Origin of the sequence: Streptomyces sp. IBSBF 3136 (assembly GCF_036815105.1) — a bacterium.
Classification (GTDB): Bacteria; Actinomycetota; Actinomycetes; order Streptomycetales; family Streptomycetaceae; genus Streptomyces.
In genome coordinates, this window is record NZ_JAJSZC010000138.1 from 1 (window position 1) to 20,614 (window position 20,614).

16 protein-coding genes are annotated in these 20,614 nt (G+C 72.4%); 8 read left to right on the top strand and 8 right to left on the bottom strand.

All coding sequences use genetic code 11. The features are described 5' to 3' along the window. From V7E45_RS25980 to V7E45_RS26000, 5 genes are all read left to right on the top strand, one after another. A partial coding sequence (locus V7E45_RS25980) for a hypothetical protein (RefSeq protein WP_333776620.1) occupies window positions 1–241 on the top strand: 241 nt, incomplete at its 5' end. After that, a complete protein-coding gene (locus tag V7E45_RS25985) occupies window positions 238–672 on the top strand; it encodes a roadblock/LC7 domain-containing protein (RefSeq protein WP_333776621.1) in 435 nt (144 codons plus the stop codon). The genes V7E45_RS25980 and V7E45_RS25985, both read left to right, overlap by 4 nt. A 9-nt stretch (window positions 673–681) precedes the next feature. Next, the gene (locus V7E45_RS25990) at window positions 682–1,077 is read left to right on the top strand and encodes a DUF742 domain-containing protein (protein ID WP_333776622.1); all 396 of its coding nucleotides are present in this window, start codon (window positions 682–684) and stop codon (window positions 1,075–1,077) included. Window positions 1,078–1,101: 24 nt separating this feature from the next. Beyond that, window positions 1,102–4,749 carry a hydantoinase B/oxoprolinase family protein gene (locus tag V7E45_RS25995; protein WP_333776623.1) on the top strand — a complete coding sequence of 1,216 codons (3,648 nt, stop codon included), beginning with the start codon at window positions 1,102–1,104 and terminating at the stop codon, window positions 4,747–4,749. Further along, entirely contained in the window at window positions 4,730–5,335 is a 606-nt protein-coding gene (locus V7E45_RS26000; RefSeq protein WP_333776624.1) for a GTP-binding protein, read from the top strand. The genes V7E45_RS25995 and V7E45_RS26000 overlap by 20 nt, the downstream gene beginning before the upstream one ends. A gap of 91 nt (window positions 5,336–5,426) precedes the next feature. On the opposite strand, the gene glpK is transcribed toward V7E45_RS26000, so the two are convergent. The 5 genes from glpK to V7E45_RS26025 all read right to left on the bottom strand — a co-directional run bounded on the left by glpK (window position 5,427) and on the right by V7E45_RS26025 (window position 11,522). Further along, window positions 5,427–6,947 (bottom strand): glycerol kinase GlpK, encoded by a 1,521-nt coding sequence (glpK, locus tag V7E45_RS26005; RefSeq protein WP_333776625.1) that lies wholly within the window; start codon window positions 6,945–6,947, stop codon window positions 5,427–5,429. Between the two features lie 33 nt (window positions 6,948–6,980). Next, on the bottom strand, window positions 6,981–7,730 hold the full coding sequence (locus tag V7E45_RS26010) for an MIP/aquaporin family protein (protein WP_333776626.1): 750 nt from the start codon (window positions 7,728–7,730) through the stop codon (window positions 6,981–6,983). A gap of 395 nt (window positions 7,731–8,125) precedes the next feature. Further along, complete coding sequence (locus V7E45_RS26015; protein ID WP_333776627.1) at window positions 8,126–9,775, bottom strand: GGDEF domain-containing protein; 1,650 nt, start codon at window positions 9,773–9,775, stop codon at window positions 8,126–8,128. Window positions 9,776–9,909: 134 nt separating this feature from the next. Further along, window positions 9,910–11,100, bottom strand: coding sequence for a lipid-transfer protein (locus V7E45_RS26020; protein ID WP_333776634.1), 1,191 nt, complete (start codon window positions 11,098–11,100; stop codon window positions 9,910–9,912). Further along, window positions 11,097–11,522, bottom strand: coding sequence for a Zn-ribbon domain-containing OB-fold protein (locus V7E45_RS26025; protein ID WP_333776635.1), 426 nt, complete (start codon window positions 11,520–11,522; stop codon window positions 11,097–11,099). The genes V7E45_RS26020 and V7E45_RS26025 overlap by 4 nt, the downstream gene beginning before the upstream one ends. Window positions 11,523–11,779: 257 nt before the next feature. Between V7E45_RS26025 and V7E45_RS26030 the strand changes: the two genes are divergently transcribed. Then, window positions 11,780–12,316, top strand: a complete 537-nt coding sequence (locus V7E45_RS26030) for an NUDIX domain-containing protein (RefSeq protein ID WP_333776628.1) — start codon at window positions 11,780–11,782, stop codon at window positions 12,314–12,316. 18 nt (window positions 12,317–12,334) lie between these two features. Here the strand turns inward: V7E45_RS26030 and V7E45_RS26035 are convergent, their stop codons facing one another. After that, window positions 12,335–14,695 (bottom strand): glycoside hydrolase family 31 protein, encoded by a 2,361-nt coding sequence (locus V7E45_RS26035; RefSeq protein WP_333776629.1) that lies wholly within the window; start codon window positions 14,693–14,695, stop codon window positions 12,335–12,337. Between the two features lie 214 nt (window positions 14,696–14,909). On the opposite strand from V7E45_RS26035, the gene V7E45_RS26040 reads away from it, so the two are divergent. Both V7E45_RS26040 and V7E45_RS26045 read left to right on the top strand, forming a co-directional pair. Beyond that, a complete protein-coding gene (locus V7E45_RS26040; protein WP_333776630.1) occupies window positions 14,910–16,877 on the top strand; it encodes an acetoacetate--CoA ligase in 1,968 nt (655 codons plus the stop codon). A 153-nt stretch (window positions 16,878–17,030) separates the two neighbouring features. Continuing rightward, window positions 17,031–17,930, top strand: coding sequence for a hypothetical protein (locus tag V7E45_RS26045; RefSeq protein ID WP_333776631.1), 900 nt, complete (start codon window positions 17,031–17,033; stop codon window positions 17,928–17,930). A gap of 79 nt (window positions 17,931–18,009) precedes the next feature. On the opposite strand, the gene ptsP is transcribed toward V7E45_RS26045, so the two are convergent. Together ptsP and V7E45_RS26055 are read right to left on the bottom strand one after the other, a co-directional pair. Further along, complete coding sequence (gene ptsP / locus V7E45_RS26050; RefSeq protein ID WP_333776632.1) at window positions 18,010–19,680, bottom strand: phosphoenolpyruvate--protein phosphotransferase; 1,671 nt, start codon at window positions 19,678–19,680, stop codon at window positions 18,010–18,012. 78 nt (window positions 19,681–19,758) lie between these two features. Further along, entirely contained in the window at window positions 19,759–20,208 is a 450-nt protein-coding gene (locus tag V7E45_RS26055) for a PTS sugar transporter subunit IIA (protein WP_333776633.1), read from the bottom strand. Window positions 20,209–20,614 lie beyond the last annotated feature (406 nt).

Below are 20,614 nucleotides of genomic sequence, written 5' to 3' on the forward strand. Positions count from 1 at the left end.
GCCCGGCACCGGACCCCTGCCCCGGCGCGTACGCCAGGCCAACCTGGCCCCCCAGCTGAAGCAGGAGACCGAGCGGCGCCCGGACGACCCGGCCCAGCCCGCCGACCGCGACGCCGACGAGGTCCGCAGCCGGATGGCCTCGCTCCAGCGCGGTTGGCAGCGCGGCCGGGAGAAGAACGCCTCGGACGACGGGGCTCGCGACAGCACAGCACCAGGAACGACAGAGGGGGACGGTCGATGACCGCACCGAAGGCCACCGGCCTCACGGAGACCGACAAGGGCGAGCTGAACTGGCTCCTGGACGACCTCGTCGACCGGGTCGCCAGCATCCGCAAGGCCGTCGTGCTCTCCGGCGACGGCCTGCCCACGGGCGTCTCCAAGGACCTGAGCAGGGAGGACAGCGAGCACCTCGCCGCTGTCGCGTCCGGCTTCCACAGCCTCGCCAAAGGCGTGGGCCGCCACTTCGAGGCGGGCAGCGTCCGGCAGACCGTGGTCGAGCTCGACGACGCCTTCCTGTTCGTCACCGCCGCCGGGGACGGCAGCTGCCTCGCCGTCCTCTCGGACGCGGACTCCGACGTCGGGCAGGTCGCCTACGAGATGACGCTCCTGGTCAAGCGGGTCGGCGTGCATCTGGGCACGGTTCCGCGCACCGATCTGCCCGCAGGCGGGTAGTGGGATGGCATGAGCGGAGAGGGTCAGGACACAAGCCACTGGTTCGACGACGAGGCCGGACCGGTGGTCCGTCCGTACGCCATGACGCGCGGCCGGACCACGAGCCCGGCCCAGCACCGCCTCGATCTGATCGCGGTGGTCGTCACCGAACCCGGTGCGGGAGATGCCGAGACGGACACACTGCTCGCACCCGAGCACGTGGAGATCGTCGGACTCTGCCGCGACGCACCGCAGTCGATCGCGGAACTCGCGGCGGAGCTCGATCTGCCCATCGGGGTGGTGCGCGTCCTCATCGGGGATCTCGTGCACGCGGAACTCGTCCACGTGACACGTCCTGTGCCCCCGGCCGAACTGCCGGACGAGAGTATTCTGCGCGACGTGATCGACGGCCTCCGGGCGCTGTGACCGGCGCGGAAGCGGAGTAGTGACGTGACAGGCTGGCAGTTCTGGGTCGACCGAGGCGGCACCTTCACGGACATCGTCGCGCAGTGTCCGGACGGCAGCCTGCGCACCCACAAACTGCTCTCCGACAACCCCGCCCGGTACGCCGACGCGGCCGTGGCCGGCGTCCGCGAGCTGCTCGGCGGCTCCCAGGAGCCCGTGGACGCCGTCCGCATGGGCACCACGGTCGCCACCAACGCCCTGCTGGAACGCAAGGGCGAACGCACCCTCCTGGTGATCACCCGCGGTTTCGCCGACGCCCTGCGCATCGCCTACCAGAACCGCCCCGCCATCTTCGCCCGCCGTATCGAACTGCCCGAGCTGCTGTACGAACGGGTGATCGAGGTCGACGAGCGGATGGCCGCCGACGGCACCGTCCTGCGCGCTCCCGACCTCGACGCCCTCGCCGATCCGCTCCGACAGGCCTACGACGACGGGATCCGCGCGGTCGCCGTCGTCTGTCTGCACAGCCACCTCCACCCCGCCCACGAGCAGGCGATCGGCGCCCTCGCCCGCCGCACCGGCTTCCCGCAGATCTCCCTGTCCAGCGAGGTCAGCCCGCTGATGAAGCTCGTCCCGCGCGGGGACACCGCCGTCGTCGACGCCTACCTCTCGCCCGTGCTCCGCCGCTACGTACGCCATGTCGCCGACGAACTCAGCGGCGTGCGGCTGATGTTCATGCAGTCCAACGGCGGGCTCACCGAGGCCGGGCAGTTCCGCGGCAAGGACGCCGTCCTGTCCGGCCCCGCCGGCGGCATCGTCGGCATGGCCCGGATGTCGCAGCGCGCCGGCTTCGACCGCGTCATCGGCTTCGACATGGGCGGCACCTCCACCGACGTCTCGCACTTCGCCGGCGACTACGAGCGGGTCTTCACCACCCGTCTCGCGGGCGTGCGGCTGCGCGCCCCGATGCTCGACATCCACACCGTCGCCGCGGGCGGCGGCTCCGTGCTCCACTTCGACGGCTCCCGCTACCGGGTCGGCCCCGACTCGGCCGGTGCCGACCCGGGACCCGCCTGCTACCGCGCCGGCGGACCCCTCACCGTCACGGACGCCAACGTGATGCTCGGCCGCATCCAGCCCGCCCACTTCCCGCCGGTCTTCGGCCCGCGCGGTGACCAGCCGCTGGACGCCGCCCTGGTCCGCGACCGCTTCACCGCCCTCGCGCACGAGATCCGCCGCAGCACCGGCGACGACCGCACCCCGGAACAGGTGGCCGAGGGATACCTGCGGATCGCCGTGGCCAACATCGCCAACGCCGTGAAGCGGATCTCCGTCCAGAAGGGTCACGACGTCACCCGCTACGCCCTGACCACCTTCGGCGGGGCGGGCGGCCAGCACGCGTGCGCGGTCGCCGACTCGCTCGGCATCCGCACCGTCCTGGTACCCCCCATGGCCGGTGTCCTGTCCGCGCTCGGCATCGGCCTCGCCGACACCACGGCCATGCGCGAGCAGTCCGTCGAGACCCCGCTGGAAGCGGCCTCGATGCCCGCTGTCCGCGAGACGGCCGACGACCTGGAGCGCGCCGCCCGCGCGGAACTCCGCGCCGAGGACGTCCCGGAGGAGCGCATCGAGGTCACTCGCCGCGCCCAACTGCGCTACGACGGCACCGACACCACCCTCACCGTGGAGCTCACCGAGCCCGGCTCGATGAGACACGCCTTCGAAGGGCGTCATCGCGCCACGTACTCCTTCACCCTCGACCGTCCGATCGTGGTCGAAGCCCTCTCCGTCGAAGCCACCGGCATCACCGCACCCCCCGATCTGTCCGCCCTCGCCCCCTACCAGGGCCGGCCCGCCGCACCCGGGCAGGTCCGCCTCCACACCGGCGGATCATGGCGCGACGTACCCCTCCACCGCCGGGAGGCACTGCCCCCCGGCGAGACCGTCACCGGACCCGCGATCATCACCGAGGCCGGCGCGACGACCGTCGTCGACGACGGCTGGCGGGCCGCGGCGACCGACGACGGGCATCTGCTCATGGAACGCGCGACGGTCACAGAGAGTTCCGATCTCGACACGAAGGCCGATCCCGTCCTGCTCGAGGTCTTCAACAACCTCTTCATGTCGATCGCCGAACAGATGGGCGCGCGGCTGGAGTCCACGGCTCAGTCCGTCAACATCAAAGAGCGCCTGGACTTCTCCTGCGCCCTGTTCGACCCGGACGGAAACCTGGTGGCCAACGCCCCCCACATCCCCGTCCACCTGGGGTCCATGGGCACCAGCGTCAAAGAGGTCATCCGCCGCCGCGGCCGCTCGATGCGCCCCGGAGACACCTACGCCGTGAACGACCCTTACCACGGCGGCACCCACCTGCCCGACGTCACCGTGATCACCCCGGTCTTCGACACCGACCCGGCGCCGGACACGCAGAGTGAGCCGAGTGAGCCGAAGATCCTCTTCTACGTCGCCTCCCGCGGCCACCACGCCGAGATCGGCGGCATCGCCCCCGGCTCGATGCCCGCCCACAGCCGCACCATCGACGAAGAGGGGGTCCTCTTCGACAACTGGCCGCTCGCCGAGAACGGCCGCTTCCGCGAGGAGGAGACCCGCCGCCTGCTCACCGAGGCGCCCCACCCCACCCGCAACGTCCGCACCAACCTCGCCGACCTGCGCGCCCAGATCGCCGCCAACCAGAAGGGCGTCGACGAGGTCCGGCGCATGATCGGGGAGTTCGGCCTCGACGTCGTGCAGGCCTACATGCGGCACGTCCAGGACAACGCGGAGGAGGCCGTCCGCCGGGTCGTCGACGCCCTGGACGAGGGCGAGTACGCCTACGAGACCGACTCCGGCGCCGTCATCCGTGTCCAGGTGCGCGTCGACCGAGCCGAGCGCCGCGCGACCATCGACTTCACCGGCACCTCGCCGCAACTCGCCACCAACTTCAACGCCCCCTTCGCGGTGGTCAACGCGGCGGTCCTGTACGTCTTCCGCACCCTGGTCGCCGACGACATCCCGCTCAACGACGGCTGCCTGCGCCCGCTGGACATCGTCGTACCGCCCGGCTCGATGCTCGCCCCCGAACCGCCCGCCGCCGTCGTGGCCGGCAACGTCGAGACCTCGCAGGCCATCACCGGCGCCCTGTACGCCGCGCTCGGCGTCCAGGCCGAGGGCTCCGGGACGATGAACAACGTCACCTTCGGCAACGAACGCCACCAGTACTACGAAACCGTCGCCTCCGGCTCCGGAGCCGGCCCGGACTTCCCCGGCGCCGATGTCGTGCAGACGCACATGACCAACTCGCGGCTCACCGACCCCGAGATCCTGGAGTGGCGCCTGCCCGTCCGACTCGAGGAGTTCGCCGTACGGCGCGGCAGCGGCGGCGCGGGACACCGGCGCGGCGGTGACGGCGTCGTGCGCCGCATCCGCTTCCTCGAACCCATGACCGTCTCCACCCTCTCCCAGCACCGTCGGGTGCCCCCCTACGGCATGGCGGGCGGCGAGCCCGGCGCCCTCGGCGCCAACCGGGTGGAGCGGACCGACGGCACCGTCACCGATCTCGGCGGAAGCGGCTCCGCCGACGTCGGCGCGGGCGACGTACTCGTCATCGAGACCCCCGGTGGCGGCGGCTACGGCCGGCCGTCGCCCGACCACCACCCGGCAGGAGAAGAGAACGATGATCTTCGGGCGTTCTGAACGCGGCGTGCCACCGGTCGAGCCCGTCACGCTCAAGATCCTGGTGGCCGGCGGCTTCGGCGTGGGCAAGACGACCCTGGTCGGCGCGGTCAGCGAGATCAGGCCGCTGCGCACCGAGGAGTCGCTGACGGAGGCCGGGCGCCCGGTCGACGACACCAGCGGTGTCGAGGGCAAGCACACGACCACCGTGGCCATGGACTTCGGCCGCATCACCCTGCGCGAGGACCTCGTGCTGTACCTGTTCGGAACGCCCGGCCAGGAGCGGTTCTGGTTCATGTGGGACGAGCTGTCCGAAGGCGCCCTCGGCGCCGTCGTCCTCGCCGACACGCGCCGCCTGGAGGACTGCTTCGCCGCCGTGGACTACTTCGAGAAGCGCTCCATCCCCTTCGTCGTCGGCGTCAACTGCTTCGAGGGCGCGGCCCGCTATCCCGCCGACACCGTGCGCCAGGCCCTCGACCTGGACGACGGCGTACCCGTCCTGCTGTGCGACGCGCGCGAGCGGGAATCGGTCAAGGACGTGCTGGTCGGAGTGGTCCGGCACGCCATGGAGTACGCGGCCGAACGCCGCGCGGCGCTCCCGACCTGATCGCGGCACGACCCGTACCCCCGCCGACCGGGGTACGGGCCGTGGTCCCGGCCCGCACCCGCACGCGCGCGTGCGGGCGCGTCCGCGGTCCCTAGATCTCGTCGTCCTCCAGCCAGCCGAAGCTCTTCTCCACCGCCCTGCGCCAGTTGCGGTACTCGCGGTCGCGCACCGAGGCCTCCATGGCCGGAGTCCACTCCGCGTCCCGCTGCCAGTGCGACTTCAGCTCGTCCAGGTCGTTCCACACGCCCGTGGCCAGGCCGGCCGCGTAGGCGGCGCCCAGGCAGGTGGTCTCGGAGACCCGGGGCCGGATCACGGGCACGCCCAGGACGTCCGCCTGGTGCTGCATGAGCAGGTCGTTCTTCGTCATGCCGCCGTCGACCTTCAGGGTCGTGATCCGCACACCGGAGTCCTGGTACATGGCGTCCACCACCTCCCTGGTCTGCCAGCTGGTCGCCTCCAGCACGGCCCGCGCCAGGTGGGCCTTGGTGACGTAGCGGGTCAGTCCGGTGACGACGCCGCGCGCGTCGGAGCGCCAGTAGGGAGCGAACAGGCCGGAGAAGGCGGGCACGATGTAGGCGCCGCCGTTGTCCTCGACGCTCGCCGCCAGGGTCTCGATCTCGTCGGCGGTGCGGATGATGCCGAGCTGGTCGCGGAACCACTGGACGAGCGCGCCCGTTATGGCTATGGACCCTTCCAGGCAGTACACCGGCGCCTCACCGCCGATCTTGTAACCCATCGTCGTCAGCAGCCCGCTCTTGGACGGCACCGGCCGGTCACCGGTGTTGAGCAGCAGGAAACTGCCGGTGCCGTAGGTGTTCTTCGCGGTGCCGACGTCGTAACAGGCCTGCCCGAACACGGCGGCCTGCTGGTCGCCCAGGGCCGACGCCACGGGCACGCCCGCCAGCTGGCCGACGGCCGTCCCGTACACCTCGGCGGACGACCTGATCTCGGGCAGGACCGCCTCGGGCACGTTCATCGCCGAGAGGATGGAGGCGTCCCACTGGAGCGTCTCCAGGTTCATCAGCATGGTGCGGCCCGCGTTCGTGACGTCGGTGACGTGCCGGCCGCCGTCCGTGCCACCGGTGAGGTTCCAGATCAGCCAGGAGTCGATGGTGCCGAAGGCGATCTCGCCGCGTTCGGCGCGGTCGCGCAGTCCGGGCACGTTGTCCAGCAGCCAGGCCGCCTTGGGACCGGAGAAGTAGCTGGCCAGCGGCAGGCCGGTCTGGTCGCGGAAGCGGTCCTGGCCGTCCGTGCCGCCCAGTTGGTGGCACAGGGCCGCGGTGCGGGTGTCCTGCCAGACGATCGCGTTGTGCACGGGCTTGCCGGTGGCGCGGTCCCACAGAACCGTGGTCTCCCGCTGGTTGGTGATGCCGAGGGCGCTCAGCTGGTCGGCGCGCAGCCCGGCCTTGGCGAGTGCTCCCGCCACCACGGCCTGCACCTTGGACCAGATCTCGGTGGCGTCGTGCTCCACCCAGCCGGGCTTGGGGAAGATCTGGCGGTGCTCGCGCTGGTCCACGGCGACGATCGCCCCGCCGTGGTCGAAGATGATGCAGCGGCTGGACGTGGTGCCCTGGTCGATGGCGGCGACGTACTTCTCGGCGGTGTCCGTCATGGCTGTCCCTGGGTCGCTGGGTCGGGTCGCTGGTCAGAAGGCCACGTTGTAGACGAGGCCGGCGAGCGCCCCGCCGATCAGCGGGCCGGCCACCGGGATCCACGCGTAGCCCCAGTCGGACGAGCCCTTGTGCGGGATCGGCAGGAAGGTGTGCACGATGCGCGGGCCGAGGTCACGCGCCGGGTTGATGGCGTATCCCGTGGGCCCGCCGAGGGAGAGCCCGATGCCGACCACGAGCAGCGAGACGATCAGCACCGTGGTGCCGGACTCGCCGAGCCCCCTGGTCAGCCCGAAGGCGAGGACGGGCAGCACCAGCGCCATCGTCGCGATGATCTCGGTGATGAGGTTGGCGACGGGGTTCCGGATCTCCGGGATGGTCGAGAAGATCCCCAGAGTGGGCAGGGGTTCCTCGGCGGTGCCCTCGGTCGTGCCCTCCTCGCGGACGTTGGCCTGGAACTGCGCGAGGTAGACGAGGTAGGCGAGGACCGCGCCCAGCATGGCGCCGACGATCTGCCCCAGCAGGTAGACCCAGACCTTGTCCCACTTGCCGGTGTCCACCGCGATACCGATGGTGACCGCGGGATTGAGCTGACCGCCGGACAGGGGAGCGGCGGTGTACGCGCCCGCGAGCACGCCGAACCCCCATCCGAACGCGATGACGATCCATCCCGAGGCGCGTGCCTTGGAGTATCTGAGGGTGACGGCGGCGCAGACGCCGGCACCGAACAGAATGAGGATCGCGGTGCCGATGATCTCGCCGACGAAAATATCTCCGTTGCTCATGGCGGCTCCCTTGGCGCCGGTCCGGGGGAGTGACCCCCGGCCGTCCGTGCAGGAACGGTTCCCTTGGCGACTTCAGCCGAAGGCAGGGAGGGCCCCGCGCCCCGCCCGGCGTCCGTGACGAGCGTGCCGTCGCAGCCGGCTCGCCCTCCGGGAAAGGCCGTTGAGCAGGAAAGAGCCCATGTCGCAGTGCCTGATTACGCCGAGAATGTACGGCGATGTCGGCTGACACCCAGGAAGTGTTCACCGGCGCCCCGGGGCCGTCAAGGTCGCCGACGGCAACGGTGACAGCGGTTTCCCGCCCGGCCGTCCGCGCGGTCCTCTCCTGGCCGCTCCCCGGCCACGGCCGGCTCGCCCTCCGGGGCCGTGCGCGCAACGGCCGTACACCAAGCGGTGTTTCAGCCGAGCGGTTCGGCCGTCGCGTATCCCGCCTGGGCCGGGGCCGCCCCGAAGCCACGCCGGATCTCGTACCCGGGCAGTCCCGCGCGCGCGAGCACCCAGCTCGTCCCGGGCAGCGCCTTCGCCGCCTTCTTCAGCGGAGCCAGCCGCGCCGCGGCCTGCCGGTGGTCGGACACCCCGCCGGGCCCGCACACGACGGTCGCCAGGGACAGCGTCACCGGGCGACCGCCCGCCGCCCAGGGCGCGTCCAGCACCGGCCCGGCCAGTGCGTCGAGCACCTCCCCCTGCGCCAGCACCAGGAAGTCGTCCCCGCCGATGTGGGCCACGCGCGCGTGCCCCGCGACCGCCGCCTGCAGCGCCCGGCCCACCGAACGGATCAGCTCGTCGCCCGCGGCGAACCCGGCACCGTCGTTGACCTGCTTGAAGTGGTCGATGTCCAGCCAGCTCAGCGTGAACGTGCGCCCCTCGGCGATCCACCGGTCCACCTCACCGGTGATCGCGTCCGAACCGGGCAGCCGGGTCAGCGGGTTGAGGCCCGCCGCCTCCTCCACCCGGGTCTCGGCCAGCGCCCGCACCAGGTCGGCGAGGCGCACGACGCCCACGCACCGGCCGCGGTGGTCGACGACGGCGACGTCGTCCGAGGTACGGTCGCGGCCGCCGACCGCCACCACGTCCAGCACCTCCCACGCGGTCGCGTCCACCCCGACCGTGCGGGGCGCGTCGCCGAGCTTGAAGGCGGGACGGTCCGCGTACAGGGCGTGTCCGTAGCGGCCGGACATCGACAGCAGGAAGCGGGACCGGTGGACCGACCGGACGGGCACCCCGGCCTGGTCCACGAGCAGCACCCCGGATACGTCCGGCGAGCCGGTCAGCAGCGCCCGCAGCTGCCCCGCCGAGGCGGTGACGGGAAGGAGGGCGGCGGGCCGCACGAACTCCCGGACCGGCGGCCCGGACCGGGGCACGGCCAGGGTGCCGGGGGAGCGGGGCGGAATGTACACGTCCACCGCCGGGATGCGGGCCGGCGGCGCGAACAGCTCACCCTGGGCGAGCTGCGCACCGGCCGCCAGCGCGGCCGCGCACTGCAGCTCGGTCTCCACGCCCTCCACGGCCACCAGCGCGCCCAGGTGCTCGCAGAACGTCCGCATCGCCCGCACCGCGGCCGGCCGGGCCAGCAGTGAGGCGTCGAGCTTGACCAGGTCCGGGGCGAGGTCGGCGAGCAGCCTCAGGGGCATGTCGCCGTCACCGATGCCGTCCGCGCTGATCCGGAACCCCTGTTCGCGCAGGGCGGCGACCGCCTCCAGCAGGGCCCGGTGCGGGACGTGGGCGCACGGTGGCACGACGTCCAGCGTGACCTCCCAGGGCATCCGCCCCGCCGCGCGCACGGCGTCGTGCAGCGGGGTGAGCCCCCCGAGGTCGGCGAGCGTGGCCGCGAAGACGTTCAGGTGCAGCGGCAGCAGCGTCTCCTTGCGCGCCGCCGCCCTCAGCGCCAACACGGCCAGCCTGCCGTCGAGTTCCGCGTCGCGGCGGGCCTCGGCCAGGATGTCGCCGGTTTCCGGGCGGGCGAGTATCTCCAGTGCGGCGACCGCGCCGGTCCTCAGGTTGACCACTGGCTGGAAGGCGAAGCGGAGATTATCCGTCCAGGAGTGCACGGGAGCATGATGGCGCTGCCCGCGTACGCCCAGGGGCAGTTCATAAGACGTTCACGCAGGCTTTCGGGGCGGTCACACACCGTGAAAGGCCTCGTGGATCTCTCCTGTCACACCCGTCCCGGCCCCGGCCGGACTCAGCGCACCACGACCACGGACGAGCCGTGCCCGAACAGCCCCTGGTTGGCGGTGATCCCCACCCGCGCCCCCGCCACCTGGCGGTCGCCCGCGGCTCCTCTCAGCTGCCACGCCAGCTCACAGACCTGGGCGATGGCCTGCGCCGGCACCGCTTCACCGAAAGAGGCGAGGCCCCCGCTGGAGTTGACGGGTATCCGGCCGCCCGGCGCGGTCGCGCCCTCCCGCAGCAGTTTCGCGCCCCCGCCCGCGCCGCACAGCCCGAGGTCCTCGTACCACTGCAGCTCCAGTGCGGTGGACAGGTCGTACACCTCCGCCAGGGACAGGTCCTCCGGGCCGATGCCCGCCTCCTCGTAGGCGGCACGCGCGACGGACGCCCGGAAGGTCACGTCCGGGGGTGCCACCGCCAGGGCGGAGTCCGTGGCGATGTCCGGCAGGTCCAGCACCGTGTTCGGGAAGCGCGGGGTCACCGTCGACACCGCCCGGATGCGCACGGGTCGCGCCGTGCCGTGCCGCCGGGCGAAGTCCAGGCTGCTCAGCACCAGTGCGGCGCCGCCGTCGGAGGTGGCGCAGATGTCGAGCAGCCGCAGCGGGTCGGACACCACCGCGGAGGCGGCGACCTCCTCGGCGGTGACCCGACGGCGGTAGCGCGCGTACGGGTTGAGCGCGCCCGACGCGGCGTTCTTCACCTTGACCAGCGCGAAGTCCTCAGGCGTGTCCCCGTGCACCGTCATCCGCCGGCGCGCGTACAGCCCGAAATACGCCGGGTTCGTGGCGCCCAGCAGCCGGAAGCGCAGCCAGTCCGGATCATCGCGGCGCTCCCCGCCGGCGGGCCGGAAGAAGCCCTTGGGCGCGGCATCCGCCCCCACCACGAGCACGACGTCCGCGAGCCCGGCGAGGATCTGGGCCCGCGCGCTCGCGATCGCCTGCGCCCCCGAGGCGCACGCCGCGTACACGCTGGCGACCCGGGCCCCCTGCCAGCCGAGCGCCTTCGCGAACGTCGCCCCGGCCACGTACCCCGGGTATCCCCCGCGCACCGTGTCCGCCCCCACCACCGAACCGATGTCGGGCCAGCCGAGCCCCGCGTCCGCGAGGGCCGCGCGGGCCGCCGCCGTGCCGTACTCGACGAAACCGCGCCCCCACTTGCCCCAGGGGTGCATGCCCACGCCGAGCACCGCCACGTCCGCCGTCATACCGCCGCCCCCTTCGGCCGCCAGTGCCAGGTGGTCCAAGCCGTCTCCGCGTCCTCGTGGAGCACGCCGGGGACGACCTCGACCTCCATGCCCACCGTCAGATCGGTGACGGTGACCCCGGGAGCCGCCTGCCCCAGCACCACGATCCGTTCGGCCTCCAGCTCCACGGCGATCAACGCGTACGGCTCCCACGGAAGTTCCGGGTCGCTCACATACGGTGACGGCGGACGGTAGCGGCTGTCCGTGTACGACCAGATCCGCCCGGTACGTGACAGGGGCATCTCTTCCAGACTGTCACCGGCGCAGTGCGGATTGCGGCAGTGGGTGTCCTCGCGCGGGAAGAAGACCGTGCCGCAGGACGCGCAGCGCGTGCCCAGGAGCCGGAAGTCGTCCTCCTCGCCGGTGAACCAGCCGGCGACCACGGGGGTGCGGGTTCGCGTCAACGTTCCTCCAGACGATAAGATCTGATGGAGCGTCAGAAGTGTGCCACGGGCAACCGGAAATAGGCAGGCGTCCCGGTGAACCGCACGGCCCCGCACGGCGTCGTGGTACCTGGAGGGGCGTCCGGGGCCGACGGGGGTGGTCCCGGACGCCCCTTCGCCTCCGCATCCCTCCGCGACAGCCCCGGCGAACGCCGTGGGCGGAAGACGCGCTTCCTCCGATCGGATACAGTCCGCGCGTGTCCGAAACTCAGCACTCAAGCGACAACTCCGTACCGCACTCCCACTGTTCGAGCTGCGGAGCGCCCTACGGAGAGGGCGTAGCCGGCTGGCCGCGCACCTGCCCGGCCTGCGGGAGGGCCGCCTACCGCAATCCGCTGCCGGTCGCGATCGCGCTTCAGCCCGTGTACGACACCAAGGGCACGGCCCTGGTCGTCATCACCCGGAGCATCGGCCCCGCGCGCGGAGGCACGGCACTGCCCGGCGGCTACATCGACGACCGCGAGGACTGGAAACACGCCGTCGTACGCGAACTCGAGGAAGAGACGGGCATCGACGCCGCCGCCCGCGACGTGCGCCTCGTGGACGCGATGAGCTCGCCCGACGGGCACCTGCTGCTGTTCGGACTGCTCCCGGAACGCCCCGCCGAGAGCCTGCCGGCCTCCGCCAGCACCGACGAGACCGAGGGCTGGCACCTCCTGCGCCGAGCCGAGGAACTCGCCTTCCCGCTCCACACCCTCGCCGTCCGGGCCTGGTTCGAGGGCCGTTACATCTGACCGGTCCGCACCGGCACCTCAGCCGAGTCCCCGGACACGCACCGGGTAGGGCGGCTCCTCCGGGCCGTCCTCCCGCTCCCGGGTGACGACCACCCGCCGGCCGAGCCTGCGGGCGACATAGCGCTCGATCTCCGCCACTTCCCAGCCGTCGCCCGCGTCCGGCACCACAAGCCCGCCCCCGGTCCGTCCCGGGGCGGGCGCCCACACCTCCAGCTCGATCCCGCCGTCCTCCCCGCGCACGGGAAGCACCGCACCCGCGCGCGCGAACACCGGAATCCGCGCGAGCGGAGCGTCCACGAGCACCTGCGCCGGCCCCTCGTACGCCGTCCCCGTCAGCGTGTCGTACCAACGGCCCCGCGGCAGCCGCACCGCACGCCGGTCCGCACCCGAATCCAGCACCGGCGCCACCAGCAGGCAGTCACCCAGCAGGAACGCATCCTCGCAGTCCCGCAGCGCCCGGTCCTCCGGCGCCGCCCACCACAACGGCCGCACATAGGGCGCCCCGGTACGCCGGGCCAACTGCGCCAGCGTCACGAAGTACGGCATGAGCCGCCGACGTTCGAGCAGCGCCTCGCGCGCGTGCTCCAGCACCTCGGGCCCGAACTCCCAGGGCTCCCTGCGCCCCGCCCGCGGACCGGCGTGCGTGCGGAACAGCGGCAGGTACGCACCGAGCTGGAACCACCGCAGGTACAGCTCTGGCGACGGGGCGCCGTCGTGACCGCCGATGTCCGGACCCGAGTACGGCACCCCGCACAGACCGAGCCCCAGCACCAGCGACAACGAGGCCCGCAAGCCCGGCCAGCCCGTCGCCACGTCCCCCGACCACGTCCCGCCGTAGCGGTGCGCACCCGCCCAGCCGGACCGCGAGAACAGGAACGGCCGCTCACGGGGCGACAACTCGCGCAGCCCCTCGTAACCCGCCCGGGCCATGCACAGCGCATACACGTTGTGCGCCTCCCGGTGGTCCCCGCCCCGCCCCTCCAGGGCGTGCCGGGCCGAGCGCGGCAACGTCGGCTCCCCGAACGCGCTGAACGACGTCGGCTCGTTCATGTCGTGCCAGAATCCGGCGAACCCCTGCTCCAGCCGCTCCTCGTACAGCCCGCCCCACCACTTGCGCACGCGCGCGTGTGTGAAGTCCGGGAAGACCGACTCGCCCGCCCACACCTCGCCCCGCACCGTCCGCCCCGAGGCGTCCCGGACGAACGCGTCCAGCACCGACCCGCTGTCGTACACGGCGTTGCCCGGCGCCGCCCGCACCGCCGGGTCGATGACCGACACCAGGCGTATCCCGTCGCGGCGCAGTTCGTCCGCGAGCACCGGAAGCTTCGGGAAGCGCTCCTGGTCGACGGTGAACACCTGGTGGTCCGCGTAGTGGTCGATGTCCAGGTGGACGGCGTCCAGCGGCAGCCCGCGCTCCTGGTAACCCGCCACGATCCGGCGCACCTCGTGCTCACTGCCGAAGCCCCACCGCGCGTGATGGTGACCCAGCGCCCAGGCCGGCGGCAGCGCGGGAGCCCCGGTCAGCGAGGCCCAGGCGTGCAGCACGCGCGCGGGGGTCCCCACGACCACCCACCCGCGCAGCGGGCCACCCTCCATCCGCACCTCGCAGCGCCCCGCCCGGTCGTGTCCGGACCCCGCGCCCTCCTCGCCCTCCCGCAGGGTCACCGTGCCGTCCCAGGTGTTGTCGTGGAACACCAGATGGGCCCCGGCATCGGCCACGACCAGCTGCAGCGGCATGGTCAGGTACAGCGGATCGTCACCCGGGCCGAACGCACGCCCCGGGTCGCGGTTCCACAGCCGGTACGAGCCGTCCCGCAGCCGCGGCCCGGCCGCGCGCCCGCCCAGGCCGAAGAACCGGGCGTCCGCCGCCACCTCGGACCGCTGCATCCAACGCGCCGCACCCCCGCCGACCGGCTCCCACCAGCGCGGCGGCAGATCCCGCCGCAGCACCACGCCACCCGGCGTGCACACGTCCAGCGCGCCGTGCCGGGAGACGACGACCGTCACCCGTTCGGCCACCACCCGCCAGCCGCCGTCCTTGTCCGGCTCCAGCACCGCCCGCGGGTCCGGCTCCGGGCAGCCCACGGCCAGCGCGTACGACGGCTCCGGCTCCGCCCCGTCCCAGCCCCAGAAGACCGCCCCGTTGACCGCGACGACGATCCGCAGCTCCGAACGGCCGAAGCGGATCACACCCCCGCCCGGCCCCGGCTCGGCGTCCCGCACCTGCCCCGGCACCCGGGCACGCTCCGGCCCCCGGGGCGGCAGCCCGGCGGCGTCGATCCGCCTCCTGCGCCAAGCGGACCGCACGGTACGCAACCCCTGAGCAGCCCGCCCCGAACCGACCACACTCACCGAACGCACCAGGTCACGACCGTCCATGATGTTCACCCTGCCACTGACCGCCCCCCGCGCGTGTGCCGTTCAACTGCCGTTCACCCGTGCCGGGACCACATCTTCACGACACGGACTATGTGGGGCGCACCCTGGTGCAGAAGTCGATCACATGGCATCGTCCCTGTCAGCCGCGTCACGCGCACACCCCAGCCCGTGCGCGGACCGACGCACACGACGCGCACAGTCCGGGAGCCGCCCCATGTCCACAGCGAATCCGCAGCCGCTCTGGCAGCCCGACCCCGAGCGGATCGCCCAGGCACGCATCACCGCGTTCCAGGCATGGGCCGCCGAGCACCACGGCGCCCCGGCCGACGGAGGCTACCCCGCACTTCACCGCTGGTCCGTCGAACACCTGGAAACCTTCTGGAAAGCCGTCACCGAGTGGTTCGACGTACGGTTCTCCACCCCCTACACGCGCGTACTCGGCGACCGCTCGATGCCCGGCGCCCGGTGGTTCCCCGGTGCCACCCTCAACTACGCCGAGCACGCCCTGCGCGCCGCCGCCGACCGGCCCGACGAGCCCGCCCTCCTGCACGTCGACGAGACCCATGAACCCACCCCGGTCACCTGGGCCGAGCTGCGCCGCCAGGTGGGCTCCCTCGCCGCCGAACTCCGCGCCCTCGGCGTCCGCCCCGGCGACCGCGTCAGCGGCTACCTCCCCAACATCCCCGAGGCCGTCGTCGCCCTGCTGGCGACCGCCGCCGTCGGCGCCGTGTGGACCTCCTGCGCCCCCGACTTCGGCGCCCGCAGCGTCCTCGACCGCTTCCAGCAGGTCGAACCGGTCGTCCTGTTCACCGTCGACGGCTACCGCTACGGCGGCAAGGAGCACGACCGCAGGGAGATCGTCGCCGAGCTGCGCCACGAGCTGCCCACCCTGCGCGCCGTCGTCCACATCCCGCTCCTCGGCACCGAGGCACCGCAGGGCGCCCTGGAGTGGTCGGCACTCACCTCGGCCGACACCGAGCCCCTCTTCGAACAGGTCCCGTTCGACCACCCCCTGTGGGTGCTCTACTCCTCCGGCACCACCGGCCTGCCCAAGGCCATCGTCCAGTCCCAGGGCGGCATCCTCGTCGAGCACCTCAAGCAGCTCGGCCTGCACTGCGACCTCGGCCCCGGTGACCGCTTCTTCTGGTACACCTCGACCGGCTGGATGATGTGGAACTTCCTCGTCTCCGGCCTGCTCACGGGCACCACGATCGTCCTGTACGACGGCAGCCCCGGCTACCCCGACACCGGCGCACAGTGGCGGATCGCCGAACGCACCCGCGCCACCCTCTACGGCACCTCGGCCGCCTACGTCATGGCGTGCCGCAAGGCCGACGTGCACCCCTCCCGCGACTTCGACCTCTCCCACGTGCGGTGCGTCGCCACCACCGGCTCCCCGCTGCCGCCCGACGGCTTCCGCTGGCTGCACGACGAGGTCCGCGAGGACCTGTGGATCGCCTCCGTCAGCGGCGGCACGGACGTCTGCTCCTGCTTCGCCGGGGCCGTGCCGACGCTTCCCGTGTACACCGGCGAACTCCAGGCCCCCGGCCTGGGCACCGACCTGCAGTCCTGGGACCCGGCCGGCAAGCCCCTCGTCGACGAGGTCGGCGAGCTGATCGTCACCAACCCCATGCCCTCGATGCCGATCCGCTTCTGGAACGACCCCGACGGCAGCCGCTACCACGACAGCTACTTCGACGCCTACCCCGGCGTCTGGCGCCACGGCGACTGGATCACCGTCACGTCCCGCGGCTCGGTGATCATCCACGGCCGCTCCGACTCCACCCTCAACCGGCAGGGCGTCCGCATGGGCTCCGCCGACATCTACGAAGTGGTCGAGCGGCTGCCCGAGATCAGGGAATCCCTCGTCATCGGCATCGAACAGCCCGACGGCGGCTACTGGATGCCCCTCTTCGTGCACCTCACGCCCGGCGCCGTCCTCGACGAAGCACTCCTGGACCGCGTCAAGCGGGCCATCCGCGAACAGCTCTCGCCGCGCCACGTGCCCGACGAGATCATCGAGGTCCCGGGCGTCCCGCACACCCTCACCGGCAAGCGCATCGAGGTCCCGGTCAAGCGCCTTCTCCAGGGCACTCCCCTGGAGAAGGCGGTCAACCCCGGATCCATCGACAACCTCGGCCTGCTGGGCTTCTACGAGGAACTCGCCCGCAAGCGAGCCTGACCCCGGCCGCCGTACGCCACGGACCGCCCCCGGACCCGCCCAGCACGCCGCCGCAGTCCGGGGCCGGACCGGCCCCACCCCTCCCGCGAAGCCCGTTGTCAGTGCCCACGATTACTGTGAGTGAGCATTGATCAACCGCGCACTGGGGGAAACATGGCGCACACCGACCACCTGACCCTGCGACGCGTCCTGCGCCGCGAGATCGCCGGCACCGTCGGCCTGCTCACCGACGACCACGACTTCCGCGCGATGCGGCGCTACCGGAGCTTCGCCTTCGACGACCACACCACCTACCTCCAGCAGGTGGAAGCCCTCCTCAAGAGCCGAGCGGCCCAGGGCAGCCACACCACCCTCGCCCTCTTCGACCCCGAGGACTACGCCGCGTACTGCGCGGACACCGGCCTCGACCCGGAGGCACCGGCCAGCCGCAGCCGCTTCACCGCGCAGCTCGCGACCACCGGCCCCACCATCCCCTACGACGGCCGGCCCCTCACCACGCTCGTGCCCGCCCTGGTCGACGAGGCCGTACGCCAGGCCACCTGGGAGTACGCCAACGCCCTCCTGACCCGCCTCGGCCCCTGCGCCACCTGCGGCGAGGACATCGGACACGCGGCCTTCACCCGTGCCGCCGACCTCCTCGGGCGCATCCTCGACACCGCCCCGCCCGGCGACCGCCACCTCGTCTGCAGCGTCTCGGGACCACCGGACACCCTCGTCTCCGTCCTGCACGCCGACGCCTGCACCGATGGCACCCCGGAACTCGACGAGGCCGAAGCCCTCGAATTCACCAGCGTCCTCGCCCTGGGCCTCGCCACACGCAGCCCCGGCGGACTCGTCATGCGGGTCAGCGCCCCCGGCACGACCGACCGCGTCCACGGCTGGCGCCTGCGCGGCGGCACCCTGGAACCGCTCACCGCCTCCGAGGTCTTCGACGCCTACTGCACCGACGCCGAATCCGGGGAGCCCATCTCCCCGGAACCGGGCGTCGACTACTGCTCCCCACCCGACCTGGGAGAGGGGGACGGGAACCCGGCACCGAGCCACCGCCACTGAGAGCACCAGGGGCGCCCCACCCGAAGGCGGGACGCCCCTGCACCCGGCGCACCGCGCCGGCACGACCACTCGCCGGCCACTACTCCCCGGAGAGCACCGCCCGAGCCGCGCCGCGCGCCTCCTCGGCACTGTCGGACGCGCGCGCGGCGGCGGCGGCCCGCTCGCACTGCGCCATCGTGTACTTGGCCAACGTCGCCCGGACGTAGGGGATCGACGCGGCACCCATCGACAAGGAGGTGACACCCAGACCCGTCAGCACACAGGCCAGCAGCGGATCGGACGCGGCCTCACCGCACACACCACAGCTCTTGCCCTCGGCCCTGGCCGCCTCGGCGGACAGCGCGACCAGGTCGAGCAGCGCGGGCTGCCACGGGTCCTGGAGCCGGGACACCGCACCTACCTGCCGGTCGGCCGCGAAGGTGTACTGCGCGAGGTCGTTCGTGCCCAGCGACAGGAACTCGACCTCCTGCAGGATGGACCGCGCCCGCAGCGCCGCCGACGGGATCTCCACCATCGCACCGAACTTGGCCCGCAGCCCCGCCTCCCGGCAGGCGTCGGCGAACGCCTTGGCGTCCGCACGGTCCGCCACCATCGGCGCCATGACCTCGAGGTAGACGGGCAGCCCCTCCGCGGCCCGCGCCAGCGCGGTCAGCTGCGAGCGCAGCACCTCCGGGTGATCGAGCAGGGCCCTCAGCCCCCGCACGCCCAGCGCCGGGTTCGGCTCGTCCGCCGGCGTCAGGAAGTCCAGCGGCTTGTCCGCGCCCGCGTCCAGCACCCGCACGACCACACGGCCCTCGGGGAACGCCTCCAGCACCTGCCGGTAGGCCTGCACCTGCTTCTCCACGGACGGCGCGCTCTTGCTGTCGTCCAGGAAGAGGAACTCGGTGCGGAACAGACCGACGCCCTCGGCCCCGGCCTCCACCGCCGCGGGCACGTCCGCCGGGCCGCCGACGTTGGCCAGCAGGGGCACCTTGTGGCCGTCGGCCGTGGCGCCCGGCCCCGTGGAAGCCGCCAGCGCGGCCTTGCGTTCGGCGGCGGCCGCCCGCAGCTCCGCCTTCTTATCCTCGGCGGGGTTCACGAAGATCTCGCCCGTGCTGCCGTCCACGGCGATCACCGTGCCCTCGGCCAGCTCGCCGGCGTGCGGCAGCGCCACCACGGCCGGCACGCCCAGCGCACGCGCCAGGATCGCGCTGTGGCTGGTCGGCCCGCCCTCCTCGGTCACGAAGCCGAGCACCAGGGTCGGATCCAGCAGCGCCGTGTCGGCCGGAGCGAGATCACGGGCCACCAGCACGTAGGGCTGGTCGCTGTCCGGGACCCCCGGCATCGGCACGCCCAGCAGCCGGGCGACGATGCGGTTGCGCACGTCGTCCAGGTCGGCAACGCGCCCGGCGAGGTACTCACCGGCACCGGCGAGCAGCTCGCGGTAGGCCGCGAAAGCGTCGTACACCGCGCGCTCCGCCGTGCTGCCCACGGCGATCCGCCGCTCGACGTCCGCCATCAGCTCGGGATCCTGGGCCATCATGGCCTGCGCCTCGAGCACCGCCTGGGCCTCACCGCCCGCCAGGTTGCCGCGCGCCATGAGGTCGGCCGCGACCGCGTCCACGGCCTGGCGCGCCCGCCCCTGCTCGCGCGCCGCCTCCTCCGCCGGGATCTGCTTGGCCGGCGGTTCGAGCACCGCCGTCCCCATGTGCCGAACCTCGCCGATCGCCACACCGTGGCTCACGCCGACGCCTCGCAGCGTTGTCTCCATCTCACCCGTCTCCATCAGTGCGGCGGGCGCCGCCGCCGCGTCGGTTGTCCGGTACGCCGCCCAGCGGGGGCGGTGTCTTCAGTTCCAGGAGAAGAGGCTGTCGCCGGCCTTCACGTCACCGCTGTCACGGAGGCCGGAAAGGGATTCGGCGGTGGCCTCGAGCGCCACGACGGGGCACACGGGCGACTTGCCGGCCGCCTCGACCGCTGCGGGGTCCCAGCGCACCACGCTCTGACCGCGCGTGACGGTGTCGCCCTTGCTGACGAGCAGCTCGAAGCCCTCGCCGTTGAGCTGAACGGTGTCGATGCCGAGATGGGTGAGCACCCCGTGTCCGCTCTCGTCGACCACGACGAACGCGTGCGGGTGGAGGGAGACGATGACCCCGTCGACGGGGGCGACGGCCTCGGAGGGCTCACGCGCCGGGTCGATCGCGGTGCCCGGGCCGACCATGGCCCCGGAGAAGACCGGATCCGGCACGGCGGCCAGTCCGATGGCGCGTCCGGCGAGCGGGGACGTCACGGTGGTCATGGGAAGCCTCCCAGGAGTGGAGCTGCAGGTACGGCCGTCACAGCCTGTCCCTGACGGAGCACTGAGCAGCAGCCTAGGTCAAAGGAAGTGACGGTTCCGTCTGGAACCTACCAGCAGGTGGTCTAGACCACCAACCGCATCGATTTGCACGGGCTCCGACGGCCCATGTACAGTCGTAACCCTGCTCGGGACGGAGCGCCACGAAAGTGCGCCCGTCGAGCGGCAATCAAACTCGTCAGATCCTATCCCGGGATCGCTTCCGCATGTCTGCGGGAGAGTGGTCAGGGAGACGGAAAAACCCTGATAGAGTTTGAAACATCGAAGGGAAGCGCCCGGAGGAAAGCCCGAGAGGGTGAGTACAAAGGAAGCGACCGTTCCTTGAGAACTCAACAGCGTGCCAAAAATC